The organism is Streptomyces sp. NPDC005722, assembly GCF_040630935.1.
In the GTDB taxonomy this organism is placed as follows: Bacteria; Actinomycetota; Actinomycetes; order Streptomycetales; family Streptomycetaceae; genus Actinacidiphila.
Map to the genome: position 1 here is coordinate 354035 of NZ_JBEXYN010000004.1, position 25716 is coordinate 379750.

General features: G+C 74.3%; 20 protein-coding genes. 16 read left to right on the forward strand and 4 right to left on the reverse strand.

The features are described 5' to 3' along the window. The first annotated feature begins 57 nt into the window (after nt 1-57). The 7 genes from ABZ479_RS07610 to ABZ479_RS07640 all read left to right on the forward strand — a co-directional run bounded on the left by ABZ479_RS07610 (nt 58) and on the right by ABZ479_RS07640 (nt 11203). Nucleotides 58-2445: an MFS transporter gene (locus tag ABZ479_RS07610; protein WP_500460553.1), complete on the forward strand. Its 2388-nt coding sequence runs from the start codon at nt 58-60 to the stop codon at nt 2443-2445. A gap of 220 nt (nt 2446-2665) precedes the next feature. After that, on the forward strand, nt 2666-5161 hold the full coding sequence (locus ABZ479_RS07615) for an ATP-binding SpoIIE family protein phosphatase (protein ID WP_500460554.1): 2496 nt from the start codon (nt 2666-2668) through the stop codon (nt 5159-5161). Nucleotides 5162-5295: 134 nt separating this feature from the next. Beyond that, complete coding sequence (locus ABZ479_RS07620; protein WP_500460555.1) at nt 5296-6018, forward strand: class I SAM-dependent methyltransferase; 723 nt, start codon at nt 5296-5298, stop codon at nt 6016-6018. A gap of 86 nt (nt 6019-6104) precedes the next feature. Next, a complete protein-coding gene (locus tag ABZ479_RS07625; RefSeq protein ID WP_499601385.1) occupies nt 6105-6941 on the forward strand; it encodes a M55 family metallopeptidase in 837 nt (278 codons plus the stop codon). Next, nucleotides 6934-8274 carry a M20/M25/M40 family metallo-hydrolase gene (locus ABZ479_RS07630; protein ID WP_500460557.1) on the forward strand — a complete coding sequence of 447 codons (1341 nt, stop codon included), beginning with the start codon at nt 6934-6936 and terminating at the stop codon, nt 8272-8274. Before ABZ479_RS07625 ends, ABZ479_RS07630 begins: the two co-directional genes overlap by 8 nt. Next, entirely contained in the window at nt 8271-10268 is a 1998-nt protein-coding gene (locus tag ABZ479_RS07635; protein WP_500460559.1) for a dipeptidyl-peptidase 5, read from the forward strand. Before ABZ479_RS07630 ends, ABZ479_RS07635 begins: the two co-directional genes overlap by 4 nt. Then, the gene (locus ABZ479_RS07640; RefSeq protein ID WP_500460561.1) at nt 10265-11203 is read left to right on the forward strand and encodes a S66 peptidase family protein; all 939 of its coding nucleotides are present in this window, start codon (nt 10265-10267) and stop codon (nt 11201-11203) included. The genes ABZ479_RS07635 and ABZ479_RS07640 overlap by 4 nt, the downstream gene beginning before the upstream one ends. A 22-nt stretch (nt 11204-11225) precedes the next feature. Here ABZ479_RS07640 and ABZ479_RS07645 read toward each other — a convergent pair whose 3' ends face one another. Then, nucleotides 11226-11945, reverse strand: coding sequence for a DUF4232 domain-containing protein (locus tag ABZ479_RS07645; protein ID WP_500460562.1), 720 nt, complete (start codon nt 11943-11945; stop codon nt 11226-11228). Nucleotides 11946-12175: 230 nt separating this feature from the next. On the opposite strand from ABZ479_RS07645, the gene ABZ479_RS07650 reads away from it, so the two are divergent. From ABZ479_RS07650 to ABZ479_RS07675, 6 genes are all read left to right on the forward strand, one after another. Beyond that, nucleotides 12176-13366, forward strand: a complete 1191-nt coding sequence (locus tag ABZ479_RS07650; RefSeq protein ID WP_500460563.1) for a L,D-transpeptidase — start codon at nt 12176-12178, stop codon at nt 13364-13366. A gap of 500 nt (nt 13367-13866) precedes the next feature. After that, complete coding sequence (locus tag ABZ479_RS07655) at nt 13867-14844, forward strand: ABC transporter substrate-binding protein (RefSeq protein WP_500460564.1); 978 nt, start codon at nt 13867-13869, stop codon at nt 14842-14844. Next, complete coding sequence (locus ABZ479_RS07660) at nt 14841-15614, forward strand: ABC transporter permease (RefSeq protein WP_500460565.1); 774 nt, start codon at nt 14841-14843, stop codon at nt 15612-15614. Before ABZ479_RS07655 ends, ABZ479_RS07660 begins: the two co-directional genes overlap by 4 nt. After that, nucleotides 15611-16384, forward strand: a complete 774-nt coding sequence (locus ABZ479_RS07665) for an ABC transporter permease (RefSeq protein WP_500460567.1) — start codon at nt 15611-15613, stop codon at nt 16382-16384. The genes ABZ479_RS07660 and ABZ479_RS07665 overlap by 4 nt, the downstream gene beginning before the upstream one ends. Then, complete coding sequence (locus ABZ479_RS07670) at nt 16377-17177, forward strand: ABC transporter ATP-binding protein (protein ID WP_500460568.1); 801 nt, start codon at nt 16377-16379, stop codon at nt 17175-17177. Before ABZ479_RS07665 ends, ABZ479_RS07670 begins: the two co-directional genes overlap by 8 nt. Beyond that, a complete protein-coding gene (locus ABZ479_RS07675; protein ID WP_500460569.1) occupies nt 17174-17677 on the forward strand; it encodes a methyltransferase family protein in 504 nt (167 codons plus the stop codon). The genes ABZ479_RS07670 and ABZ479_RS07675 overlap by 4 nt, the downstream gene beginning before the upstream one ends. Here the strand turns inward: ABZ479_RS07675 and ABZ479_RS07680 are convergent. Both ABZ479_RS07680 and fes read right to left on the reverse strand, forming a co-directional pair. Then, nucleotides 17650-18168: a GNAT family N-acetyltransferase gene (locus tag ABZ479_RS07680; protein WP_500460570.1), complete on the reverse strand. Its 519-nt coding sequence runs from the start codon at nt 18166-18168 to the stop codon at nt 17650-17652. The genes ABZ479_RS07675 and ABZ479_RS07680 overlap by 28 nt on opposite strands. A gap of 674 nt (nt 18169-18842) precedes the next feature. Further along, on the reverse strand, nt 18843-20207 hold the full coding sequence (gene fes / locus ABZ479_RS07685) for an enterochelin esterase (RefSeq protein ID WP_500460571.1): 1365 nt from the start codon (nt 20205-20207) through the stop codon (nt 18843-18845). Between the two features lie 172 nt (nt 20208-20379). Between fes and ABZ479_RS07690 the strand changes: the two genes are divergently transcribed. The 3 genes from ABZ479_RS07690 (at nt 20380) to ABZ479_RS07700 (ending at nt 23951) form a co-directional block, all read left to right on the forward strand. Continuing rightward, nucleotides 20380-22305, forward strand: coding sequence for a DUF5107 domain-containing protein (locus ABZ479_RS07690; protein WP_500460572.1), 1926 nt, complete (start codon nt 20380-20382; stop codon nt 22303-22305). A gap of 73 nt (nt 22306-22378) precedes the next feature. Beyond that, nucleotides 22379-23449, forward strand: a complete 1071-nt coding sequence (locus ABZ479_RS07695; RefSeq protein ID WP_500460573.1) for an RNA ligase (ATP) — start codon at nt 22379-22381, stop codon at nt 23447-23449. Nucleotides 23450-23537: 88 nt separating this feature from the next. Then, complete coding sequence (locus ABZ479_RS07700) at nt 23538-23951, forward strand: SseB family protein (RefSeq protein WP_089222759.1); 414 nt, start codon at nt 23538-23540, stop codon at nt 23949-23951. 72 nt (nt 23952-24023) lie between these two features. Here the strand turns inward: ABZ479_RS07700 and ABZ479_RS07705 are convergent, their stop codons facing one another. Next, nucleotides 24024-25493 (reverse strand): bifunctional phosphatase PAP2/diacylglycerol kinase family protein, encoded by a 1470-nt coding sequence (locus ABZ479_RS07705; protein WP_500460581.1) that lies wholly within the window; start codon nt 25491-25493, stop codon nt 24024-24026. Between the last annotated feature and the right edge of the window lie 223 nt (nt 25494-25716).

Sequence of the window (25716 nt, forward strand, 5' to 3'; positions counted from 1 at the left end):
TCCCCGGCGCCCCTGATCGTTGTCGCAGGGCAGGCGCGACGAGGGGAGCGGTAGCAGATGGGCGGCACCACCGGGACGACCCTGTCCGAGGAGACCGGCACCCTCACGGACGCGACCGGCGCCGGCACGGGCCCCGAGGACCGACCCGCCGCCGCGCTCCGGGAGCAGGACGCGCCCGTCCCCGGACTGAGCCCCCGCAGGGTGCGACTGGTCTTCCTCGGGCTCATGCTGACCCTGCTGCTGGCCGCCCTCGACCAGATGATCGTGGCGACCGCGCTCCCCAAGATCGTCGGCGAACTGCACGGCCTGGACAAGATGTCCTGGGCCGTGACCGCCTACCTGCTCGCCTCCACCGTGGGGCTGCCGATCTACGGCAAGCTCGGCGACCTCTTCGGGCGCAAGAGCGTCTTCCAGTTCGCCATCGTCGTCTTCGTCATCGGATCCGCCCTCGCGGGCTGGTCGCGCTCCATGGACGAGCTGATCGCCTTCCGCGCCGTCCAGGGCGTCGGCGGCGGCGGGCTGATGATCGGCGTCCAGGCGATCATCGCGGACATCGTCCCGCCCCGGGAACGCGGCCGCTACATGGGCCTGATCGGCGCCTCCTTCGGCCTGGCCTCCGTGGCCGGCCCGCTGCTCGGCGGCTTCTTCACCGACCACGCCTCCTGGCGCTGGTGCTTCTACATCAACGTGCCCTTCGGTCTTTTGACCCTCGCCGTCATCGCCGTCGTGCTGAAACTGCCGCGTCCGGCCGTGCGCCCCCGGCTGGACGTGCTGGGCGCGCTGCTGCTGGCCGCCGGCTCCACCTGCGCGGTGCTGCTGACCAGTTGGGGCGGCACGACGTACGCCTGGCGCTCGGACGTGATCGTCGGACTGGGGGCGGCGACGCTCGTCTGCGCCGTGCTGTTCGTGGTGGTGGAACGGTTCGCCGTCGAACCGGTCATCCCGCTGCGGCTCTTCCGCGACGGCGTCTTCACCGTCTCCGCCCTGATCGGGGCCGTCGTCGGCGTCGGCCTCTTCGGCGCCGCCAGCTACCTCCCGACCTTCCTGCAGATGGTCAACGGCGTCAGCGCCACCGAGTCCGGGCTGCTGATGCTGCCCATGATGCTCGGCGTCGTCCTGGCCTCCGTGGTCTCCGGCCACATGATCAGCCGTACCGGGCGCTACCGGGTCTTCCCGCTGCTCGGCGGGGCGCTCTCGGTGGCCGGAATGTGGCTGCTGTCGCTGCTGGAGCGGGACACCCCACGCGTCGAGTACAGCGTCTACATGGGCGTGCTGGGGCTGGGCATCGGGCTCGTGCTGCCGGTGCTGATCCTCGCCGTGCAGAACTCCGTGCGGCCCGCCGACCTCGGCACCGCCACCAGCGCCAACAACTTCTTCCGGCAGATCGGCGGCTCGGTCGGGGCGGCCGTCTTCGGCACCCTGTTCGCCAACCGGCTCGCGGACGGGCTCGCCGACCGGCTGCCGGACGGCGTCGACCTGCCGGACCCCCAGTCCATCACCCCGCACATGGTGCACGCGATGCCGGCGCCGCTGCGCGACGCCTATGTGAGCGCATACGCGGAGGCCATGCCGCGGATCTTCCTCTACCTGGTGCCGGTGCTCGCCCTCGGCTTCCTGCTCGCCTTCCTGCTCAAGGAGAAACCCCTGGTGACCCAGCACGTCCCCACCGCCCGCAAGGCCGAGACCGTCGGTGTCCCGGTGTGCGGCACCGTCCAGCACGCCGACGGCAGCACCGTGGGCCGGGCGGCGCTCACCCTCATCGATGTGACCGGCCGCCAGATCGGGCGCGGCGCCACCGGCGAGGACGGGCGCTACGCGCTGAGCACCCCGGGCAGCGGCAGCTACGTGCTGATCGCCGCCGCCGGGGGGCACCAGCCCCAGGCCGTCAGCGTGACCGTCGGGGAGCGCCCGGTCGAGCTCGACGTGGTGCTCGGCGGCGCCGGACGGCTGGCGGGCACCGTGCGCACCGCCGACGGCACGCCCGTACGGGAGGCCACCGTCACCCTCACCGACTCCCGCGGCGACGTGGTGGCCACCACCCGCACGGGGAGGGACGGCGACTACGTCCTGAGCGACCTCGTCGCGGGCGAGTACACGCTCGCCGCCAACGCCCCCGCCTACCGGCCCGCGGCGCTGCCGGTGTCGGTGCACGCGGCCCGGGAGACCCGGCAGGACGTCGAACTCGCGGGCGGCGCGCTGCTGCGCGGCACCGTGCGCGGCCCGGGCGGCAGCCCGGTGGAGGACGCCCGGGTCACCCTGCTGGACGCGGCGGGCAACGTCCAGGACACCGTGACGACCGGCCCGGACGGCGTCTTCCGCTTCGTCGACCTGGCGGCGGGCGAGTACACGGTCGTGGCCTCGGGATACCCGCCGGTGGCCACCGTGCTGCGGCTCAGCGGCGGCGAGCGCACCGAACGCGACGTGCACCTGGGACACGAGGACTGACCCTCCCCTGACGGCCCTTCAGTGCCTGTGTGTGCGCCCGCGCATGCTCCGGCGCATCCACGGCGGGGCGCGGGCGCACACCGGATTCGTCCAATGCCCTACGCGGCACCCGGTGTCGGTCGTACCGTGGTTGCGGAGCCGCAGATCTTGCGCCGGGGGCCGACCACCTCCGGGCCTCGGTCGGGATCCGGGCGCCGCAGGGGAAGGAGCCGGACGCGTCATGCAACGTCGCACTCCACCGGGGGAGGGGAGCCGCGCCGCGCTGCCGGAGCAGCGGACCGTACTCACCGGACGCATCCCCCTCGCCGTGGTCGTGGTCGACGGCGACGGGCACGTCTCGCACTGGAGCACCGGCGCGCGGAAGCTCTTCGGGCGTACCCGGGAGGAGGCCGTCGGCCGCGCGGCCGTCGATCTGCTGCCCGTCTCCGGCGCGCTCGGCGAGGAGCCCGGCCCGGACGGCCCCGGGTCGCCGGACGGAGCCGGCCTCGACGCCCCGCTGAGCGGGGCGACCTCCTACCCGACCGCCGGACGCGCCCGGCTCAACCAGGGGCCCTACCCCGACCCCGGGGGCGTCCCGGCCGACGTCCTGTGGTGGGCCTACCCGCTGGTCGGTCCCGGTCCCGAGCGCCTGCTGGTGCTGGCCGCCGACGCCGCCCTGGTGCACGGCGAGGACGACTCCCCGCCCGGGGAGTCCGAGCGGATCGCGCCAGGTTTCGCGCTGCACACCGAGTTCCCCGGCGCGGACGGGCTTGCCAAGCGCCTCCCGGAGATCCTGCCGAGCATGAGCGTCGCCGAGAGCGGGCGGATCGTCTCCCAGGTGCTGGAACTCGGCTACCCCGTGCTGGAGATCAGCCGGCACGACCGGGTGCCCGTCACCCCCGACTGGGGTGTGCCCCGGCGCGAGGAACGCAGGGCCCGCAGGCAGCGCGCGGCCCGTGAGGCCGCCGCCGCGCCGCACGCAACCGCGCCGGAGGAGCTCGAGCCCGACCTGGAGTACGCCGCCGTCCGCGAGCGCCTGGAGTTCCTCAACGAGGTCAGCGGGCGCATCGGCAGCTCCCTGGACCTGACCCGTACGATCCGCGAGGTCAGCGCGGCCGTCGTCCCCCGCTTCACCGACGTCGCGGGCACCTACCTGCGCGAACAGGTGCTGGCGGGCGAGGGCTTCCCCGACGGGCCGCCCGACGTCACCACCATGTGGTACCGGGCCGCCCTGGAGCACACCGACGAGCCCGGCCGCTGGGACGACGTCGTACCGGTCGGCGAGTCCATGCCGTTCCCCGAGCACACCCCGTTCTTCCAGTGCATGACGAGCGGCCGGCCGGTGCTGGTGCCCAGGATCACCGAACCCATGGGTGAGGCGATCGCCTCGCAGTTCGAGAAGCGCGACATCCGTCCGCTGATCACCGGGCGGTCGATGCTCGTGGTGCCGCTGAAGGCGCGCGACGTCGTCCTCGGCTTCATGATCCTGCTGCGGCACGGCGAGCGACCGCCGTTCAACGACATGGACCGCGTCACGGGCGCCGAACTCGCCGCCCGCGCCGGGCTCGTCCTGGACAACGCCCGGATGTACACCTACCAGGAGAACGTCGCCGACACGCTGCAGGACAGCATGCTGCCGCAGATCACCCCGCGCATGCCGGGGTGCGACGTGGCGACCCGCTACCTGCCCGGCACCCGGCTGGGGCGCGTCGGCGGCGACTGGTTCGACACCATCAAGCTGCCCGGCTCCCGGCTCGCCCTCGTCGTCGGCGACGTCATGGGGCACGGCCTCAACGCGGCCGCCATGATGGGCCAGTTACGCACCGCCGTGCAGACCATGGCCGCGCTGGACATGCCACCGGCGCAGCTGCTGCGCAACCTCGACGACCTGGCGCAGCGCCTGGGCGAGCACTACCTCGCCACGTGCCTGTACGCCGTGTACGACCCGATCCGGTCCGAGCTGCACATCGCCAACGCGGGGCACATCCCGCCCGTGCTGGTGCGCGCGGAGGACGGCCGCAGCGCACTGCTCGACGTGCCGACGGGCGCGCCCATCGGCATCGGGGGCGTGCCCTTCGAGACGGTCCAGGTGGCCGTCCGCCCCGGTGACCGGCTCGTGCTGTGCACCGACGGGCTGGTCGAGGTGCGCGGGCAGGACATCGGGGCCGGTCTCGCCGCGCTGTGCGAGAGCGCGGCGCACCCTGCGGCCTCCATGGACGACGCCTGCGACACGATCATCCGCGCCCTCAACCCGCCGGGCGGCCGCAAGGACGACGTGGCCCTGCTGATGGCCCGGCTCAACGGCATCCCCCGTGAGGACGTCGTCAGCTGGCAGCTCGCCCTCGACCCCCGCGAGGTGGGCAGGGCCCGCGTGCTCACCCGGGGCGCGCTGGAGCGCTGGGGACTGGACGAGGCCGCGGAGGCGGCCGAGCTGATGGTCGGCGAGGTGGTCACCAATGCCGTCCGGCACGCGCACTCCCGGCACGTCGAGCTGCGCCTGGTCCGCACCGACGCGCTGCTGTGCGAGGTCTCGGACGACGACCACGCGGTGCCCGTCCTGGTGGGCGCCGGACCCGAGGACGAGTCGGGGCGGGGCCTGCGGATCGTGAGCCGGCTCGCCCGCAGGTGGGGCGCGAGCCGTACGGCACAGGGCAAGACGGTCTGGTTCGAGCAGGCCCTGCCGTGGCGGCCGGCCGCGGGACGCGGCGGTCGGATCCCGGCGGGTCCTCGAACGTAGCGAACACCAGGTCACGACTTCCACCCGCAGGCTTGCCCGCGCCGGGCACCGCCTGTAGCACGGACCCTGACGGGGCTTCGGCCGCGCGGCCGGAGCGGTCCGCGGCGACGGACACGTGGACCTGGGGAGATCGCATGGACGTCACCGGCACGAATCTGCAGGCGTGGGAGGGCTTCTGGCGGGACGCCCCCGGAGAACCGGGGGCGGCGTTCTGGGACGCGGAGGCGGAGGTCACCGCGGCGGCCCACCTCCCGTTTTTCGAGGAGCACTTCGACCCGTCGCTGCCTGTCGTCGACCTCGGCTGCGGCAACGGCACCCAGACCCGCTTCCTCGCGGGGCGGTACGGCCGGGCCGTCGGGGTGGACCTCGCGGCGGCCGCGATCGGCCACGCGCGGCACCAGGACCCGGGCGGCGTCGCGGAGTACCGGCAGCTCGACGCGGCCGACCCCGAGGCGGTCCGGCGGCTGGCCGAGGAGCTGGGCGAGGTGAACGTGTACATGCGCGGAGTGCTCCACCAGTGCCCGCCCGCGGAACGCGCACCGGTGGTCGAGGGCATCGCGGTGCTGACCGGCGGGCGCGGCCGGGTGTTCGCCGACGAACCCGCGGCGTCCGCGAAGGACGTGCTGACGGGACTCGCGCAGCGGCCGGGCGGCCCGCCCGCCAAGCTCGCGGCGATCTTCACGCACGGGATCGCGCCGGCCGAGATGCCCGACGGGACGGTCGCGGAGCTCTTCCGCGAGGCGGGGATGGAGGTGCTCGCGCGCGGTGAGGTCCCGCTCGTGACGACGGAGCGGCGGGCGGACGGTTCGCGGTTCGAGGTGCCGACGAACTGGCTGGTGGCAGGGGGTGCGCGCTGACCGCCACCGGTCTGGGCCACTGAAGTTTTCCACAGGCGGGGCGGGGGCCTGGTGCGGGGCGGTGACTTTGCGTAACGTTCCATGCCATGAAGATCCTGATCAGCGCGGACATGGAGGGCGCCACCGGGGTGACCTGGCCCGGTGACGTCCTGCCCGGCACGGAGGGCTGGCAGCGGTTCCGGCACCTGTTCACGTCCGACGTGAACGCCGCGATCGCCGGCTTCTTCGACGGCGGCGCCGACGAGGTCCTGGTCAACGAGGCCCACTGGTCGATGCGGAACCTGCTGCTGGAGCAGCTGGACGAGCGGGCCGAGATGGTCACCGGACGCCACAAGGACCTCTCCATGGTCGAGGGCGTGCAGCACGGCGACGTGGACGGCATCGCCTTCGTCGGGTTCCACACGGGCGCGGGGACGGAAGGGGTGCTCGCCCACACCTACCTCCCCAACTCCATCACCGGCGTGTGGGTCGACGGCGGCCCGCCCGCGAGCGAGGGACGGCTGAACGCGCTGGTGGCCGCCGAGTACGGGGTGCCCGTCGTGCTGGTCACGGGGGACGACCGGACCGGCGTCGACGCCCGGGACTACGCGCCGGCCGCGCGCACGGTCGCCGTCAAGGACTACGTGTCGCGGTACGCGGCCGTGTGCCGGCCGCCGGCGCGCACGGCCGCGGACATCCGCGCCGCCGCGAAGGACGCCGCGTCGCTCGCGGTGCGCCACGAGCCCGTGCGGGGCGGGCCGTTCACGATCGAGGTCGAGTTCGACGCGGCGCACCTGGCGGGAGCCGCCGCGATCGTGCCCGGTGTGGAGCGCACGGGCGAGCGCCGCGTCTCCTACACCTCACCGACCATGTACGAGGGGATCCGCTGCTACAAGGCCGTGACCACCCTCGTCTCGGCAGCTGTGGAGGAGCAGTATGGCTGACACCCGGGCACTGGACGAGGCGGTCCGCTTCACCTCGGAGCTGATCCGGATCGACACCACCAACCGCGGCGGCGGGGACGGCAACGAACGTCCCGCGGCGGAGTACGCCGCTGGCCTGCTCGACGAGGCCGGGATCGAGGCCCGCGTCCTGGAGTCCGCGCCGGGCCGGGCCAACGTCGTGGCGCGGATCGCGGGCACCTCACCCGCCGGGGAGGGTCGGGGCGCGCTGCTGGTCCACGGTCATCTGGACGTCGTGCCCGCCCAGGCCGAGGACTGGAGCGTGCACCCCTTCTCCGGCGAGGTCCGGGACGGGGTGGTCTGGGGCCGGGGCGCGGTCGACATGAAGGGCACGGTGGCGATGGTGCTCGCCACCGTGCGGTCCTGGGCCCGGAGGGGCCTGCGTCCCGAGCGGGACATCGTGCTCGCGCTGACCGCCGACGAGGAGGACAGCGCCACCTACGGCGCGACCTACCTCGTGGAGCAGCACGCGGAACTCTTCCGCGACTGCACCGAGGGCATCAGCGAGTCCGGTGGCTTCACCTTCCACGCCGGGCCCGGGCTGCGCTTGTACCCGGTCGCGGCCGGGGAGCGCGGCACGGCCTGGCTGAAGCTCACGGCGCACGGCCGGGCGGGTCACGGCTCCAAGGTCAACCGCACCAACGCGGTGACCCGGCTCGCCGCGGCCGTCTCCCGCATCGGCGAGCACCACTGGCCGGTGCGGATCATCCCCACCGTGCGGGCGGCACTGTCCGAACTGGCCGCACTGCACGAGGTCGAGCCCGACTTCGACGACGTCGACACCCTGCTCACCAAGCTGGGCACCGCCGCCGCCCTGGTGGAGCCGGTGATCCGCAACAGCGCCAACCCGACCGTGCTCGAGGCCGGTTACAAGGTGAACGTCATCCCCGGCACCGCGGTCGCCTACGTCGACGGCCGGGTCCTGCCCGGCGCCGACGAGGAGTTCGCGGCCACCATGGACGAACTCACCGGCCCGGACGTGGACTGGGAGTTCCACCACCGCGAGATCCCGCTGGAGGCCCCTCTCGACGCGCCGGTCTACGCCGCGATGCGCGAGGCCCTGATCCACTTCGACCCGGACGCCCACGTCGTGCCCTACGTCATGGGCGGCGGCACCGACGCCAAGCAGTTCTCGCGGCTCGGCATCACGGGGTACGGCTTCTCTCCGCTGAAGCTGCCCGAGGGCTACGACTACGCGGGGATGTACCACGGCGTCGACGAGCGGGTCCCGGTGGAGGGACTGCACTTCGGCGTCCGCGTACTCGACCGGTTCATGCTGGGCCGGCAGGACACGACCGAGGAAGCAGCCCGATGACGCGCGCCCCGATCATCGCCCCCTACGGTGCCTGGGAGTCGCCGGTCGACGCCCGTACCGCCGCCTCCCACGACGGACGCCCCGAGTTCCCCGCGTTCGTCGGCGAGGAGGTGTGGTGGACCGAACCCCGCCCGGCCGAGGGCGGCCGCCGTGCCCTGGTGCGCCGTCGCGCGGACGGCACGGTCGGCAGCCCGCTGCCCGCGCCGTGGAACGTCCGCACCCGTGTCATCGAGTACGGCGGCCGGGCCTGGGCGGGCACCGACCGTCCCGGCGCGGGACCGCTGATCGTCTTCTCCCACTTCCCGGACCAGCGGCTGTACGCCTACGAGCCCGACGCGCCCGGCGCCTCTCCGCGGCCGCTCACCCCGCTCTCGCCGGTCGGCGACGGGCTGCGCTGGGCCGATCCGCAGATCCATCCGGACCGCGGTGAGGTGTGGTGCGTGCTGGAGGAGTTCACCGGGGAGGGGCCGAGCGACGTACGGCGGGTCGTCGCCGCCGTCCCGCTCGACGGCTCGGCCGCCGAGGACCGCGGGGCCGTACGGGAACTCTCCGACGACTCGCACGACTTCGTGACCGCGCCGCGCCTCTCACCGGACGGTCGGCAGGTCGTGTGGATCGCCTGGGACCACCCCCGGATGCCCTGGGACGGAACGGAGCTCCAGCACGCCGCCGTCGGTCCGGACGGCACCTTCGGCCCGGCCCGGACGATCCTCGGCGGCCCCGCGGAGTCCGTCGCCCAGGCGGAGTGGACACCCGACGGCACCCTGATCGCCGCCACCGACCGTGACGGCTGGTGGAACCTGCACCGTGTCGACCCGGCCACCGGAGAGGCGGTCAACCTGCGGCCGGCGCAGGAGGAGTTCGCAGGACCCGGCTGGCAGATGGGGGCGAGGTGGTTCGCACCGCTCGCCTCCGGAACGCTGGCGGTGCTGCACGGCAAGGGCGCCCAGCGCCTGGGGATACTCGACCCGGCGACCGGCGAGTTGGCCGACGTGCCGGGACCGTGGAGCGAGTGGACCGCGGCGCTGGCGACGCAGGGCACCCGGGTGGTCGCCGTGGCCGCCTCGGCCCGCACGTCCTTCGAGGTCCTGGAGCTCGACACCTGTACGGGGCGGACCCGTGTCATCGGTGCCGCCCACCACGACACCGTGCCGCCGGAGTTCCTGCCCGACCCGGTGGAGCGCACCTTCACCGGGCCCGGGGGACGGGAGATCCACGCCCAGCTCTATCCGCCGGCGAACCCCTACTTCGCCGCGCCCGAGGGAGAGCTGCCGCCCTACGTGGTCTGGGTGCACGGCGGTCCCACCAGCCGGGCACCGCTCGTGCTCGACCTGGAGATCGCCTACTTCACCTCCCGGGGGATCGGCGTCGTCGAGGTCAACCACGGAGGTTCCACCGGCTACGGGCGCGCCTACCGCGAGCGGCTGCGCGAGCAGTGGGGGGTCGTCGACGTCGAGGACTGCGCCGCCGTCGCGCGGGCGCTGGCGCAGGAGGGGACGGCCGACGGGCAGCGGCTCGCGATCCGCGGCGGCAGCGCGGGCGGCTGGACGAGCGCGGCCTCCCTCACGGGTACCGACGTGTACGCCTGCGGCGTGATCAAGTACCCGCTGCTCGACCTCACCGGCTGGGCCCAGGGCGGTGAGACCCACGACTTCGAGTCCCGTTACCTCGACTCGCTCGTCGGGCCCTACGCCGAGGTCCCCGAGCGCTACCGGGAGCGCTCGCCGGTCACCCGGGCCGACCGGCTGGCCGTACCCTTCCTGCTGCTGCAGGGGCTGGAGGACGTGATCTGCCGGCCCGTGCAGTGCGAGCGGTTCCTCGAGCGGATCACGGGGCGAGGCATCCCCCACGCCTACCTCACCTTCGAGGGCGAGGGCCACGGCTTCCGCCGCGAGGACACGATGATCACCTGTCTGGAGGCCGAACTCGCCCTGTACGGGCAGGTATTCGGCTTCACCCCGCCCGCCGTAGCACCTCTGGAGCTCACCAAGTGACACCGCTCGTCCCACTCATCCGCCCCCGCCGCCTCGTCCCCGGCGACCGGGTCGCCGTGGTCGCGCCCAGCGGACCCGTGCCCCGGGAGCGCCTGGACGCGGGGCTCGACATCCTCCGCGGCTGGGACCTCGATCCCGTGGTGGCGCCGCACGTCCTGGACCGGCACCCCACCTTCGACTACCTGGCGGGAGAGGACGCGGCCCGCGCCCGCGACTTCCAGGAGGCTTGGTGCGACCCGTCGGTGGCCGCGGTGCTCTGTGCGCGCGGCGGCTACGGCACCCAGCGCATGAGCGACCTCCTGGACTGGGACGCGCTGCGGGCGGCCGGGCCCAAGACGCTCCTCGGCTTCAGCGACATCACCGCGCTGCACGAGGCGTTCGCGGTCCGGCTGGGCCTGTCCACCCTCCACGGCACCATGGTCGCGGCGCACGGCTTCCTCAAGGACGAGCCCACGCGAGCACAGTTGCGGGACACCCTCTTCGAGCCCGAGGGCACGCGTGTCCTCGGCGCGCCGACCGCCCGCGCGCTCGTCCCCGGCACGGCACGCGGTGTCACCGTCGGTGGGTGCCTGGCGTTGCTCGCCTCCGGTCTCGGCACGCCGGACGGGCGGCCCGGCGTGCCCGGCGGCATCCTCCTGCTGGAGGACATCGGCGAGGAGCCGTACCGGATCGACCGGATGCTGACCCAGTTGCTGCGGGCAGGCTGGCTGGACGGGGTGGCCGGCGTCGCCCTCGGTTCCTGGCGGGAGTGCGGCCCCTACGAGCAGGTGCGGGCGGTGCTCCTGGACCGGCTGGGCGGGCTCGGCGTCCCGGTCGTCGAGGAGCTGGGCTTTGGGCACTGCGAGACCAGCCTGACCGTGCCGCTCGGTGTCCCCGCCGTGCTGGACGCGGACGCGGGCACCCTCACGGTGGAAGCCGCAGCGACGGCCGGCTGACCCCGGGGCGGGACCCCCGGCCTCAGGAGGGTTCGGTGGCCGAGAGCGCGGTGACGGCGACGACGCCGTCGCACTCGGCGAACACCCCGTCGTCCAGGGCGACCTGGTGCCTGCCCGCCCCGCCGGGCAGGCCCAGCACCAACGTCGGGTACTGCACCGGGGCCTCGCCCGAGTCGCAGTAGCCGTCGCCCTCGCCCTCGCCCTGCACCTGGTGGAACGTCAGCTTGACCCAGGCGCGACCGCCCGGCGCCAGCGTGACGGGGGCGGGCGCACCGGTGTGCCGCACCGTCAACGGCACGTTCATCTCCGGGGAGCCGTTGGCCGCCCCGGCCACCGTCGGGAAGCCCTCGAGGACGCAGGGGGCGCCCGAGGTGTTGGTGAACCCGATCACCGCCGCGCCGGTGCCCGTTCCCTGCGGTCGGTCGGCGGCCTGCCGCGCCGCGGTCGCCTCCAGGTCCTCCGCGCCGCAGTGGGCCGCGGCGCCGGCCGGGGCCCCGGAACCGGTGGAGGACGCGGAGCCCCCGGCGCCACCCGAACCCCCCGAACCCCCGGGCACCGGCGTCGTGCTGGAGACCGGAACGGTGTCCCCCGCGCTGCGGGACGGCGCGGCCGACGAGGGAGCGGACGGCGAGGGCGTCCCGCCCGCGACGTCGTCCTCCCCCTGGCATCCCGTCAGCAGCACCGCCGCCGTCGCCGCCAGTGCCACCGCGATCGCGGCCCGCCTCGTGTTCCTGCGCTCCATGACGTCCCCCCGGGTCTTCGGGCCTGCCGTGCGGCCACGCGGCCACGCGGCCGTGCTGCCGCGGAACACGGGGCCGGGCCGGACCCGGGTTCCGCGCGTACACGCCTGCTACGGAACGGTGACGCCACGGAGTCGTCCGGCACGCAGAGTTGACACTGCCGGCACGTGGTGGACCCCCACGGGTGCGGGCAGGAGGACAGTACGACTCGACAGGGGAGGAGAGCCGTCACATGACCAACGACCGGACCCGGAACCGCAGGAGGAACCTGCGCGCCGGAGCCGCGACACTCGCCCTGGCCGTCGCCGCGACGCTGTCCGCGTGCAGCGGCTCCGGGGGCGGCGGGCCGCACGCCGCGGAGCCACGGCCCGCCATCGCCGTCGCCCCCGCCTCCGGCGGGCGCGCCGTGCCCGTCGACCGCAAGGTGACCGTGCGGGCCACCGCCGCCCGGATCGACTCCGTACGAGTCACCGCCCCCGGCCCCGGGCCGTTGCGCGGCACGCTCGCGTCGTCCAAGGAGAACTGGACCTCGACGGGCCGGCTGGCCCCTGGGGTGACCTACGACGTCCTCGTCCGCGCCACCGCCTCCGACGGCAAGCGGCTGACGGAGCACACGACCTTCACCACCGCCGAGCCGAAGCGCACCTTCGTGGGGGAGTACCACCCCGACAAGGGCACCACGGTCGGCGTGGGCATGCCGGTGTCGATCGTCTTCAACAAGCCGATACAGGACCGGGCGGCCGTCGAGCGCAAGCTCGGCGTCAGCGCCGACCCGGCCGTGGACGGCGCCTGGAGCTGGATGAAGGACTGGAGCGGCCGCGACCGCGTCGACTTCCGTCCGCGCTCCTACTGGAAGCCCGGCACCCAGGTCACCCTGCGCATGGACCTGGACGGCGTCGACGCGGGCGGCGGTCTCTACGGCACGCAGAACCGCGTCGTCCGCTTCCGGATAGGGGAGTCGGTCGTCACCACCGTCGACACGGCCCGCAAGACCCTCACCCTGCGCCGGGGCGGCGAGGTCCTGCGCACCCTCCCCGTCTCCACCGGCAAGCCCGGGTTCGAGACGTGGAACGGCACGATGGTCGTCCTGGAGAAGACGCCCAGCATCACCATGAACTCCAGCACCGTGCGCATCTTCGGCCCCGAGGCCTACAACCTGAAGGATGTGAAGTGGGACGTCCGGCTCACCACGTCGGGCACCTTCGCGCACGCCGCGCCCTGGAACGAGGGCAAGTTCGGCCGGGTCAACGGCAGTCACGGCTGCATAGGGCTGAGCACGGCCGACGCGAAGTGGTTCTACGAGCACGTGTCACCGGGCGACCCGGTGACCGTCGTCCACTCCACCGACACCGTCCAGGTCAACAACGGCTACGGCGCCTGGAACGCGAGCTGGGCGGACTGGCGGGCGGGAAGCGCCCTCTGACGGCGGCCGGAGCACGAAGAGAGCCCGCGCTCACCGCGCGGGCTCACCGGCTGCAGTTCCACGACCTACGAGGTGGGACTCCCTTCGCCGGCATGGTCCGGATCAGGTGCTAGGGGTCGCTCTCCGGTCTCAATCCTCTTCCCGGACCTTCGAGCCTCTCAGCCCGGCCGTTGATCCCGGTTCCGGTGGAAGCCGCTGCTCCCTGCTCCGGCTCCGGTGCTACCGGACTCCCTCGCTCGCCCCGTAGGCCACATCCCAATCTACTCAGGGCGCAAGCCGACCACCAGGGGTAAATCCACTCAATCCGTGATTTTCTCCGCAGACTGACACCTCTCGCGCCCCCTGCACCCCTGCTTTCCCGTCCGCGACACGGCTGACATCGGCCGGCCGTTGTGCGATCCGTTGACGCGGCCGCGCCACGCCCCTACCGTCACTTGGCGCGCCACCCAATGAACGACAGTTCACTGTGCGAACGGAACTGATCAGATCAGGGAGTGCCCATGCGTCGCACCTTTCCCCTGCTCCTGACGGCGGCAGCGCTCCTCGCCGCCGGACTCACCGCTTGCGGCGACTCCGACGCCCCCGCAGGCAAGGGCGGCTCCTCCGGTGGCGGAGGCACGCGGAGCGTCACGGTCGGCGCCATCGCCATCGTCGACACCGCGCCCGTGTACCTCGCCCAGAGCCAGGGCTTCTTCAAGAAGCACGGCATCGACGCGAAGATCACCTCGGTGCAGGGCGGCGCCGCCAGCATCACCGGCGTGATGGGCGGCCAGTTCGCCTTCGGCTTCGCCAACACCACCTCCCTCCTCACGGCCCAGCAGCAGGGTCTCCCGCTCAAGGTCGTCGCCAACGGCGTCGCCTCCACCGGCGAGCGGGACACCGACTACAGCGCCGTCCTCGTCCCGGCCGGCAGCCCCGTCAAGTCCGCCAAGGACCTCGCGGGCCGGACCGTCGCCGTCAACCAGCTGAAGAACATCGGCGACACGACCGTGCGCGCCGCCGTGCGCAAGGACGGCGGCGACGCCTCCAAGGTCGAGTTCGTCGAGATGCCCTTCCCGGACATGCCGGCCGCCCTCTCCAAGGGCCGGGTCGACGCGATCTGGGAGGTCGAGCCCTTCGTCACCCAGGCAACCGGCCAGGGCGCCCGAGCCGTCGCCTGGCCCTACGCCGACGCCGCCCCGGACCTCACCGTGGCCATGTACTTCACCACGCAGCAGACGCTCCAGAAGGACCCGGAGCTGGTCAAGGACTTCACCACCGCCATGAACGAGGCCCTCGCCTACGCGGACGCGCACCCCGACGCCGTGCGCGAGACGCTCAAGTCGTACACCTCGATCCCCGCCGAGGCGATCGCCGCGATCAAGCTCCCCAAGTGGCCGACGGAGATCAACCGGGACTCCGTGCAGACCGTCGCCGACGACGCCCGCCAGGACGGGACGCTCACCAAGGACGCCGACCTGGCGGCCCTCCTGCCATGAGGGGACGCGACGCCGCGTACGGAGCGGCCGGCCTCGCGGTGCTGTTCGGCATCGCGGAGGCCGTCCCGCGACTCGGCTGGGTGTCCCGGGACTACCTGCCCCCGGCGAGCGAGATCCTGCGCACCCTCGGCCGCGAACTGACCACCCGCCAACTCTGGTCGGCCCTCGGCGACACCATGAGCGCCTGGGCCCTGGGCCTGGGCATCGCGTTCGTCCTCGCCGTCGTGCTCGGGACGCTCATCGACGCCGTCCCGGGCGCCCGCGCCGCCACCGCCTCCACCGTGGAGTTCCTCCGCCCCATCCCCTCCGTGGCGCTCATCCCGCTCGCCACCCTGCTCTTCGGCGCCGACCTCGGCTCCAGCCTCCTGCTGGTCGTCTACGCCGCGTTCTGGCAGGTGCTCATCCAGGTGCTGTACGGCGTCGCCGACGTCGACCCCGTCGCCCGCGAGACCGCCCGCTCCTACCGGCTCGGCCACTGGACGACGCTGCGCCGGCTCGTCTGGCCCACCGCGCTCCCGTACGTCATGACCGGCCTGCGGCTCGCCGCCTCCGTCGCCTTCATCCTCGCCGTCACCGCCGAACTGGTCATCGGCAGCCCGGGACTCGGGCTGCGCATCCAGCTCGCCCAGTCCGGCGGCGCCGTCGCCACCGTGTACGCCCTGATCACCCTCGCCGGGATCATCGGCGTGGTCGTCAACCTCGCGGTACGCCGTCTGGAGCGGTGGCTGCTGGCCTGGCACCCCTCCGTCCGAGGGGAGGCGCCCGCATGAGCCGTACCGCGCGCCTGATGCTGGGCGCCCTGCGGGTGCTGGGGCTGCCCGTCCTCCTCGTCCTCGGCTGGTGGGCGTGGAGCGTGTGGCGGCCCAGCTTCTACGTGCCGTCGCCGCAGCGGATCGCCGCCGTCTTCGGCGACGTGTGGTTCACGGCCCGCCTCGGCGACGACGTCCTGCCCAGCCTCGCCCGGCTCCTCGCCGGGTACGTGCTCGCCGCGCTGCTTGGCGTCGCTCTCGGTGCCGCCATCGGCCTCTCGGGCCGGCTGCGGGCCGCCACCGAACCCGCCCTGGAGTTCTTCCGGGCGATCCCGCCGCCCGTGCTCGTGCCGCTGATCATGCTGGTCGCGGGTCTCGACACCGCCATGAAGGTCCTCGTCATCGTCTCCGGCGCGATCTGGCCGGTGCTGCTCAACACCATCGAGGGCGTCCGCGCCGTGGACGAGGTGCTCTCCGACACCGCGCGGGTCTACGGGCTGCGCGGCCCGGCCCGGCTGCGGCGCCTCGTGCTGCCCGCCGCGAGCCCGCAGATCATGGCGGGACTGCGGCAGGCGCTGTCCATCGCCATCATCCTCATGGTCATCGCGGAGATGTTCGCCAGCACCTCGGGCATCGGCCACAGCGTCGTGCTGTTCCAGCGGCAGTTCCAGATCCCCGAGATGTGGAGCGGCATCGTGCTGCTCGGCCTGGTCGGCTTCCTGCTCTCGCTCGCCTTCCGCGTCCTCGAACGGCGGGTCCTGCACTGGCACCAACGGGAGACACATGCTTGAGATCACCGGACTGCGCAAGGTGTACGAGGGCCGGGGCCGCGTCGTCGAGGCGCTGCGCGGCATCGACCTCAGCGTCGAGCGCGGCGAACTCGTCTGCGTCGTCGGCCCGTCGGGGTGCGGCAAGACGACCCTGCTCAAGTGCGTCGCAGGACTCCTCACGCCCACCGCCGGCCAGGTCCGGCTCGCCGGGCGCGTCGTGGACGGGCCGCCGCCCGGCATGGCGGTGGTCTTCCAGGAGTACGGCCGCAGCCTCTTCCCCTGGCTCACGGTCAGCCAGAACGTCGAACTCCCGCTCCGCGAGAAGCGCGTGCCGCGTCCGCGCCGCACCGCCCTCGTGCAACAGGCACTCGCCGCCGTCGGCCTGGCCGACGCCGGCTCCGCCCACCCCTGGCAGCTGTCCGGGGGCATGCAGCAGCGTGTGGCCATCGCCCGGGCCGTCGCCTATGAGCCCCAGGTCCTGCTCATGGACGAGCCGTTCGCCGCCGTGGACGCGCAGACCCGCGCCGACCTCGAGGACCTGCTCCTCGGCCTCTGGCACCGCCTCGGCATCACCACGATGCTCGTCACCCACGACATCGACGAGGCCGTCTACCTCGCCCGCCGGGTCGTCGTCCTCTCCGCCGCGCCCACGGTCGTGCAGGAGGACCTGCACGTCGACCTGCCGCACGACCGCGACCAGATCATCACCCGCTCCGACCCGCGCTTCGCCGAACTGCGCGCCCACGTGTACGGGCACATCCGCGCCGCCAAGACGGATCAGGGACGGCCGCCGGCGGGCACCATGAAGGCATGAGACGGTCCACGGCCGCGCTCGGCAGTGCGGTCTTCCTCTTCGCGGCACCCGGCGTCGTGGCGGGACTCGTGCCCTGGTGGCTCACCCGCTACGCGTCCGGCGACGGCCCCTGGCCGGTACGGGCGGCCGGCGGCCTGCTGGCCCTCGCTGGCGCGGCGGTGCTCCTGCACGGCTTCGCCCGCTTCGTACGCGAGGGCCGCGGCACGCCCGCGCCCGTCGCCCCCACCGAACGCCTCGTCACCGGTGGCGCGTACGCCCGGGTCCGCAACCCCATGTACCTGGCCGTCGTGGCGCTCGTCGCCGGGCAGGGACTGCTGCTCCTGCGGCCCGTCCTGCTCCTCTACGCGGCCGCCGTGTGGCTGACCGTCGCCGCGTTCGTCCGCTGGTACGAGGAGCCGACGCTGCGCGCCGCGCACGGCGAGGAGTACGAGGCGTACCGCCGGGCCGTGCCCGCGTGGCTGCCGCGGTGCGCTCAGACCCGGTCGAAGGGCTCCGCGTAGCGGAACGCCCCGCTCACCGACGGGGTGTAGCTGGACAGCGGGCGCACCTGGAAGTACGGCCCCCAGGCCGGGTCGGGCGGCGTGATCCGGTAGTCCGTGCTCGCCCGGAAGCCGTACCGGCCGTAGTAGTCCGGGCTGCCCAGCAGCGCCACCAGCGGTTCCCCGAGGGCGTCCGCGGCGCCCAGAGCGGTGTGCACCAGGGCCAGTCCGACGCCCTTGCGCTGGTGCTCCGGCGCGACGCTCAGCGGGCCGAGACCCACCACGGGAGTGCCCCCGGCGTGCGCCCGCGTGCAGACGACGTGGCCGATGACGCTCTGCCCGTCGGAGTCCACGGCGACCAGGGACAGCTCCGGCAGCCAGGCGTCGCTCTTCCGCAGCTCGGCCAGCAGCGTGACCTCGACGGGAACGGGACGGTCAGCCGAGGCGAACGCCTCCCCGGTGAGTGCTTGTACGGCAGGGACGTCGTCGGGGGTCTCGCGTCGAATCAGCACCCGCGCAGTCTGGACGCCCCGCCCCCACCGGGCAACCGCATTTCGGCCGCGGCCACGCCTCGGCCCGCGTCCCGGGGCCGGATACCGGTCGGGGGTGCCGTCCTCTGGGCGGGCGGCCGCGCCGGCGCGCACGGACGTGCTGCGACGGTCAGGGGGTCGGATGGCTGACGGGGTGAGCTGACCGCGCGGGCGGACAGGGCTCAGCGTGCCGTGCACGCGTCCGCGGGGTTCGCGGTGGCGGTCCGTTCCGCGCCGGGCCGGAGGGCCGCCGGTGCCGGGAGGCCTCCACCCGTTGCGGCGGAACACCTTCGGGCGGCCGCCCGGTCGGCCCGTCGGCTCACGGCAGTGGGCGTCGCGGCTTCCACGTGATGCTGACCCGGAACGGTCAGGTCAAGGTCATGGACTTCGGCATCGTCCGTGCCGTGGGCCATTCCGGCCTGACGATGACGCAGACCGCCGCCGTGATCAGCACCGCCCTGGGCCCGCGGTGGCGTCCGTTCCGGGCCCGGCCGGAGGACCGCCGGTGCAGGAAGCCCCCACCAGTTGAGGCGGAGCCCCTCCGGGTCGGCCCGCCGGCTCACGGCCGTGACCCTCGCGCTGCCCACGCCCGCCACCCGCGCCGCCGCCCCAGCGGGCCGCCGCCGTGATCGGCACGGGTGCGTCGCGAGGCGGTGTCAGACCGGTTCCGTGTCGGGGCGGGCCGGGACGCGGGGGCCGGGGCCGGGGCCGGGGAGGGTGCCGGGGAAGGGACCGCGGAGCAGCGAGGCGAGGCCGTGGGCGAGTTCCTCCCGCCAGCACAGGTAGTCGTGGCCGCCGTTGTACTCGTGGTGGGCCACCTCGTAGCCCTGGGCCAGCAGGGCGTCCCGGAGCCGGCGGACCGCGGCCGTCAGGCTCCACTCCTGCAGGCCGGCCGACAGGTGGAAGCGGACCGGTCTTCGGGCCAGCGACGCCACGCGTCCGGTGAGCCATTCCTCGGGCAGTGCCTCCGCGCGGTGCCCGGCCGGCCACCAGAAGGCGCCGGACTGCGCGAGCACGTTCCCGAAGCACTCGGGGCGCCGTAGTGCGGCGTACGCCGCGGCCAGCCCGCCGAGGCCCTGGCCGGCGACGACGGTGCGCGCCGGGTCGCCGCTGACCGGCCACCGGCGGGCCGCCCAGGGCAGCAGTTCGCGGGTGAGGAAGGCCACGAAGCCGTCGTCGCAGGTGAGTTCGCGGCGCCGGGTGTCGCTGTCCAGCGCGTCCGGCATCAGCGCGACGAGCGGCGGCAGCGCGCCGCCCGCCACGAGCCCGTCGAGCAGCGCGGAGACGTCGAGGTGCTGCTGCCACACGTCCCCGTCGAGCAGCACCACCACCGGCAGCCCGGCCAGGTCCTCGTAGCCGGTCGGCGCGTAGGCCCACACGCGGCGCCAGTTGCGCAGGTGCGCGCTGCGCATGGTGTGGACGGAGACCTCGCCCACCGGCGGCCCCGGCCGGTCCCGCCACGCGCCGAGGGGCGCGGGCGCCGCGGGAAGGGCGACCACCGAGAGCGGCTCGGTGCCCCAACGGGTGGGGAAGACGGTCCGGTTGAGCGGATCGCGCCGCGGGTGGCGGCGCAGCCCGCGCAGGTAGGCCTGCCCCTTGGGCCCCGAGGGGGCCGCGGCGGCGCCGTCGCCCTCGTCCACGCACAGCGCGTACGTGGCGCGCCAGTCGGCGCGCATCCTTATCGTCCAGTGCCACACGTCCGTGCCCGGCAGGCGCGACATCAGGTTGCCGGCCAGGTCGTCAGGGTCGAGGACCTGGTTGGGCAGGGCGAGTACGGCGCGCGTCGCGCTGTCGCCGCGCCAGAGGAAGGTGACGGCGGCGTGCCCGGGGTCGCCGTCCAGGCGTTCCACCAGGGGTGTGCCCTCGGCTTCCACGGCCCGCCAGAACTCCGCCTCGCGCTCCGGGTGGGCGGCCAGCGCCGCCAGCCGCGGACTGTGCGCGCGTTCGACGGGGGCGGGACGCGGGACGCGGGGCGCGCGCGAGGGCGTGCCGTTCGGTGGTCCCCACAGCGTGGACAGCATGATCGGCAAACCCTCCCGGACCCGTCCGACGGCAAAAGAAGGCCAAAATGACGTTCACCATATATTGAAGTCCGCACGCGGCAGGCTCCGTGAGGTGCAAACCCCTGACGGCGCGGGCCGATACGGGGTTCCATGTCCTCACCCGATCACCGGTGACAGAGAGAGGGACCTCTTGGCCACCACCGTGCGACGCACCACCCTCACCCTCCCGGCCAGCCCGCTCGGCCCGGAGAACCCCCTGCCCGCGCTCCGGGCGCCCGGGGACCCGCACGTCCTCGATCCGGCCGAGAGCGCCGAGCTGCCGCCCGGCATGGCCCGGCGCATCGCCTACGGGCAACTGCGCACCCTGCTCCCCGTACCGCGCCTCGACGGCTACACCCGCGAGCGCGTGCCCACCGAACTGGACGCGCTCGTCCTGGAGAACGACCGGCTGCGCGCCACCGTGCTGCCCGGTCTCGGCGGGCGCCTGTACGGGCTGCACCACAAGCCCACCGGACGCGAACTGCTGCACGCCGACCCCGTCCTGCAGTACGCCGAGTTCGGCCTCGCCGGTGCCTGGTTCTCCGGCGGCGTCGAATGGAACCCCGGCGCCACCGGGCACACCACGCTCAGCTGCGCCCCGCTCCACGCCGCCCGCGTGCCCGCCCCCGACGGCGGCGAGATGCTCCGCCTCTGGGAGTGGGAGCGGCTGCGCGACCTGCCCTTCCAGATCGACCTGTGGCTCCCCGAGGGCTCCGACTTCCTCTACGCGGGGGTACGCGTCCGCAATCCTCACCACCGGACCGTTCCCCTCTACTGGTGGTCCAACACCGCCGTACCCCAGACACCCGGCACCCGCGTCGTCGCACCCGCCTCCCACGCCTGGCACTTCGGCTCCTCCCGCACCCTCCAGCGGGTGCCCGTCCCCGAGGCGCCCACCGCCTCCGAGCATCCCGCCGACTGGTTCTACGACCTGCCCGACGGCGCCCGCCCCTGGATCGCGGCCCTCGAAGCCGACGGCCGCGGCCTCGTCCAGACCTCCACCGACGCCCTCCGCGGCCGCAAGCTCTTCGTCTGGGGCCGGGGCGCGGGCGGGCGGCGCTGGCAGCGCTGGCTCGCGGGGGACGAGGGCGACGGGCCCGGGTACCTGGAGATCCAGGCCGGACTCGCCCCCACCCAGCTGGAGCACCTGCCGCTCGCCGGGGGCGCCGACGTCAGCTGGCTGGAGGCCTACGGCCCGCTGGCCACCGCGCCCGGCGCCGATCCGCACGCGGTGGCGGAACGCCTGGAGGCGGCCCTGCCGCGCGAACGGCTGCGCGCCGCCCACGAGGAGTGGCTGCGCGCCGCCGACACCGAGCCCAAGGACGTCCTCGCGACCGGTTCCGGCTGGGGCGCTCTGGAGGTCACCCGCGGCCGGTTCGACCTGCCCGGTACGCCCTTCGCCGCCGACACGCTGGGCGAGCGGCAGAAGCCCTGGCTGGAACTGCTGCTCGCCGGGGTCTTCCCGGGGCTCGACGGCGACACCGTCCCCGGCCCGGGGCTCGTCTCCCCGGAGTGGCGGGAACTGCTGGAGACGGCGGGCACCTACGACGGCAACGCGTGGGCCCTGCACTACCACTTGGGCCTCGCCCAGTGGCAGGCCGGCGACCGCGCGCAGGCCGTGCGCAGCTGGGAGCGGGCGGCCGCGGGGCCGCGACCGTGCCTGCCGCTGCGCTGCCTCGCAGTCGCCGACCAGACCGACGGCAACCGGGAGCGCGCCGCGCAGCGCTACCTGGACGCCTTCCGGGCCGTCCCCACAGGCGACACCTGGGCCACCGCCGCGGCCGCCCTGGCCCGCGAGGCCGTGCCGGCGCTCCTGGCCGCCCGTCGCCCGGACGACGCCGCGGCCGTCCTCGGTGCCCTGCCCGCGGCCACCCGGGCCCGCGGTCGCTTCCGGCTGCTGCACGCCCAAGTCCTGCTCGCCGCGGGGGACGTCGCGGGCGCGCGGGGCGTCTTCGAGGAGGGGTTCACCGTCGACGACCTCAGGGAGGGCGAGGAGTCGCTGCACACCACCTGGCGGGCCCTCACCGACGAACCGCTGCCCGGCGGGTACGACTTCCGGATGGCCCCCGCGCCCTGAAAAACCGTTCGCCCGCGGCGCGCGGCACCCCGCACAGTGGTGCGATCCACGTACCACCACGAGGGGGAACCCGATGTCGACGCTGCGCGTCACGGCCGAGAGGCTCACGGTCCACGACCACCCGAACGCGGACGCCCTGGAACTCGCCCAGGTCGGCCTCTACCGGGCGGTCGTGGCCAAGGGCAGCTACCGGACCGGCGACTTCGCGCTGTACATACCCGAGCAGTCCGTGCTGCCCGCCGGGCTCATCGCCGAACTCGGCCTGACGGGACGGCTCGCGGGCCCCGCGGCCGACCGCGTCAAGGCGGTCCGGCTGCGCGGCGAGCTGTCCCAGGGCATCGTCTGCCGCCCGGCCGCGCTCTCGGGCACGGACCTGGCGCGGGCCGCCGAGGACGGCACCGACTTCGCGGAGCGGCTCGGCATCACCAAGTGGGCGCCGCCGGTCCCGGTGTCGATGAGCGGCGACGTGGAGTCCGCGCCGGAGTTGCTGCCGTGGATCGACGTCGAGAACGTCAAGCGCCACCCCGGCGTCTTCACCGCGGGCGAGCAGGTCGCGATCACCGAGAAGCTGCACGGGACGGCCTGCTGCCTGACCTACCTCGCGGACTCGGGACGCGTGCTGGTGACCTCCAAGGGACTGGGCGCCCAGCGCTTCGCCCTGAAGGAGGCCGACCGCAACCTCTACTGGCGGGCGGTCCGCGGACACGGCCTGCCCGAGGTCGCCGCGGCCCTCGCCGGCCGGCTCGGCGCCAACCGGGTGGCGATCTTCGGCGAGGTCTACGGCGCCGGCGTCCAGGACCTCGGCTACGGTGCCGACGCGGGCCGCGACACGCCCGGCTACGCGGCCTTCGACGTCGCCGCCGAGGTCGACGGGGCCGTCCGCTGGCTCGACCCCGCCGAGGTCCTCCCGGCGGGGAGCGTGCCGCTGGTGCCCACGCTGTACGAGGGCCCGTTCGACCTGGAGGCCGTCCTGGAGCTGGCGCGGGGCGCGGAGACCGTCTCCGGCCGCGGCCTGCACCTGCGCGAGGGCGTCGTGGTCCGGGCCGTCCCGGACCGGCACAGCCCCGAGCTCGGCGGTCGCGCCGTCCTGAAGGCGGTCAGCGACGCCTACCTCACCCGCAAGGGCGGCACCGAGTACGAGTGACTCCCGCCGAACGCGCATGACCGTTCCCTCGCTGGGTACGCGCAGCCCCCGAGCCACCCCGTACGCAAGCAACGGAAAGGGAACGGCCATGACCGATTTCACCACTCCGAACGGTGCGCAGCCCCCGGCGCAGCGAGCCCTGCACGAGATCGCCACCGGTGGTGACAACGCGGCCGCGCTCAGCACCCTGGCGGCCAGCGACATCCTGCTGCCGGTGCCGGCGCCGCCGGAGGAGCCCGCGGGGGACGGGGCGGAGCAGGAGACGATCAGCCTGCCGGTCTTCGAGCAGGAGGACGGGACGAAGCTGGTCCCGGTCTTCACCTCGGAGGTGCGCCTGGCGCACGCCCTGCCGAACGCGCGGGGCTACCGGATCCTGCCGCTCGCGGCGCTGAGCAGCGGCTGGCCGTCGGACGACCTCACGCTCGCGATAGACGCGGGGTCGCCGGACACCCTCACCATCAAGGGCGAGGGCGTCCGGGCGCTGGCCGGCCTGTCGGGCTGACGGCCCTGCGCCCGTCCCACCCGCCACGCGGGCCGCGCCCCTGGGGAGCGCGGCCCGCGTCGCCGTGCCCGGTCAGATCGGCCGGTAGACGGTCAGGGCCTCGTTGGCCTTGTCGATGACCAGGTCGCGCGGCGCGGGCGCCACCTCGCCGTCGAAGGCCAGGCGGGTGCCGGGCTCGACACCGCTGATCCGCAGCCGTCGCAGCAGGGCCGTGGTGGAGCCGGTGAGGGCCGCCGCGAGCAGACGGGTCCGGGCGTAGGGGCTGCCGGGGACGATGCGCACGTCGAGCTGCCCGTCGGACAGGGCACGGCGGCGCACCGGCGCCGGACCGATGCTGCGGTAGGCGCCGTTGCCCGCGAAGAGCATCCACACCGAGTGCCGCCGGCCGTTGATGTCGAGGTCGATCGGGGTGGAGGTGCGCAGCACGTGCAGTGCGGCCAGCACCCCGGCGGGCCAGCTGCCCACGCGCCGCGACCAGCGTTCGCGGTAGCGCACGAGGTCCGGGTAGACGCCGATGCTGAAGGTGTTCAGGAAGACCGTGGACCCCGCGGACCCGGCCTCCTCGCCGGCCGCGTCGCCGGTCGGGGTGACCCGTGCGACGTCGACGGCGATCGCGGTGCCCTCCCGGACCGCCCGCGCCGCGTCGTCGATGCTCTCGATCGACAGGTCGAGCGCGAAGTGGTTGTACGTGCCACCGGGGGAGACCAGCAACGGGACGCCGTGCCGCAGGGCGACGGACGCGGCGAGGCTGACGCTGCCGTCCCCGCCGTGGATGCCGAGCGCGCCGCCGGCCTCCGCGGCCTGCTGGGCGGCCTTCTCCAGCATCTCGGCGAGGTCGTCGTCCTCCGAGCACTCCTCGACGACGGCCTCGGGCAGCGCGTTCCGCAGCCGTTCGGCCGGCGGGCCGAGCAGCGGCGGGGGGCCGGAGACCTCGTTGACCACCGCGTACAGCCCGCGCCCTTCAGGCAGGGCCGGTGCGTCGGCCCGGGGGGTCGGGGGCACCGCCAGCTGCCGCCCGGTCGGCACGAGGCCGCGTACGGCCAGGGCCGCGCCCGCGCCGAGCGCCATCCCGGCGGCGACGTCGCTGGGGTAGTGCACACCGGTGTAGATCCGCGAGAACGCCACCGACCAGGCGACCGGCAGGACCACGGCACCCCAGCGGGGCGACTCCAGGGCGACGCCGGCGGCGAACGCGGCGGCCGACGCGGCGTGGCCGGAGGGGAAGGACGTCGTGCCGGGCTGCCGCGACAGCCGGCGGATGACGGGCACGGAGTCGAGGACCGGCCGGTTGCGCCGCACCGCGCCCTTGCCGATGGTGTTGACCACCGCCGACGCCACCGCCAGCGACCCGGCGCCGCGCAGGGCGGCGCGCCGGCCGGTGCGACCGCCGACGGCCGCGATGCCGGCGGCGACCCCGAACCACAGCAGCCCGTGGTTGGCGGCCCTGCTGAGCCGCGGCAGCACCGGCTCTGCGGCCGGCCACGAACGGGTCGCCACGTTCAGGAACAGCTCCTTGTCCCAGGCGCTCAGGATCCGGCGCACAACGACTCCCTCCACGATCGATCGATTCCCGGGCGGTACGGGTGGTGCGGGCGGTACGGGCGGTACGGGCGGTACAAGTGCTGCGGTCAGGGTCCGCGATCCGGTGCGGCGGCGCGGCGCGCGGGGCCGGCGGAACGGCCCCGCGGGGCGGGCGGCGCGGCCGGGGGGGCCGGGCGCCGGGGAGGCCACCCGGGGCGTGCCGCGGGTGGCGGCGGGCGCCTGG

Bases quoted from the DNA above. Each gene is read 5' to 3' on its own strand.
- ABZ479_RS07650 (WP_500460563.1), top strand. From the start codon at position 12,176: ATGACCAACGACCGGACCCGGAACCGCAGGAGGAACCTGCGCGCCGGA.
- ABZ479_RS07700 (WP_089222759.1), top strand. From the start codon at position 23,538: ATGACCGATTTCACCACTCCGAACGGTGCGCAGCCCCCGGCGCAGCGA.
- ABZ479_RS07630 (WP_500460557.1), top strand. From the start codon at position 6,934: ATGGCTGACACCCGGGCACTGGACGAGGCGGTCCGCTTCACCTCGGAG.
- ABZ479_RS07610 (WP_500460553.1), top strand. From the start codon at position 58: ATGGGCGGCACCACCGGGACGACCCTGTCCGAGGAGACCGGCACCCTC.
- ABZ479_RS07655 (WP_500460564.1), top strand. From the start codon at position 13,867: ATGCGTCGCACCTTTCCCCTGCTCCTGACGGCGGCAGCGCTCCTCGCC.
- ABZ479_RS07635 (WP_500460559.1), top strand. From the start codon at position 8,271: ATGACGCGCGCCCCGATCATCGCCCCCTACGGTGCCTGGGAGTCGCCG.
- ABZ479_RS07695 (WP_500460573.1), top strand. From the start codon at position 22,379: ATGTCGACGCTGCGCGTCACGGCCGAGAGGCTCACGGTCCACGACCAC.
- fes (WP_500460571.1), bottom strand. From the start codon at position 20,207: ATGCTGTCCACGCTGTGGGGACCACCGAACGGCACGCCCTCGCGCGCG.
- ABZ479_RS07645 (WP_500460562.1), bottom strand. From the start codon at position 11,945: ATGGAGCGCAGGAACACGAGGCGGGCCGCGATCGCGGTGGCACTGGCG.
- ABZ479_RS07670 (WP_500460568.1), top strand. From the start codon at position 16,377: ATGCTTGAGATCACCGGACTGCGCAAGGTGTACGAGGGCCGGGGCCGC.
- ABZ479_RS07665 (WP_500460567.1), top strand. From the start codon at position 15,611: ATGAGCCGTACCGCGCGCCTGATGCTGGGCGCCCTGCGGGTGCTGGGG.
- ABZ479_RS07675 (WP_500460569.1), top strand. From the start codon at position 17,174: ATGAGACGGTCCACGGCCGCGCTCGGCAGTGCGGTCTTCCTCTTCGCG.
- ABZ479_RS07625 (WP_499601385.1), top strand. From the start codon at position 6,105: ATGAAGATCCTGATCAGCGCGGACATGGAGGGCGCCACCGGGGTGACC.
- ABZ479_RS07620 (WP_500460555.1), top strand. From the start codon at position 5,296: ATGGACGTCACCGGCACGAATCTGCAGGCGTGGGAGGGCTTCTGGCGG.
- ABZ479_RS07615 (WP_500460554.1), top strand. From the start codon at position 2,666: ATGCAACGTCGCACTCCACCGGGGGAGGGGAGCCGCGCCGCGCTGCCG.
- ABZ479_RS07660 (WP_500460565.1), top strand. From the start codon at position 14,841: ATGAGGGGACGCGACGCCGCGTACGGAGCGGCCGGCCTCGCGGTGCTG.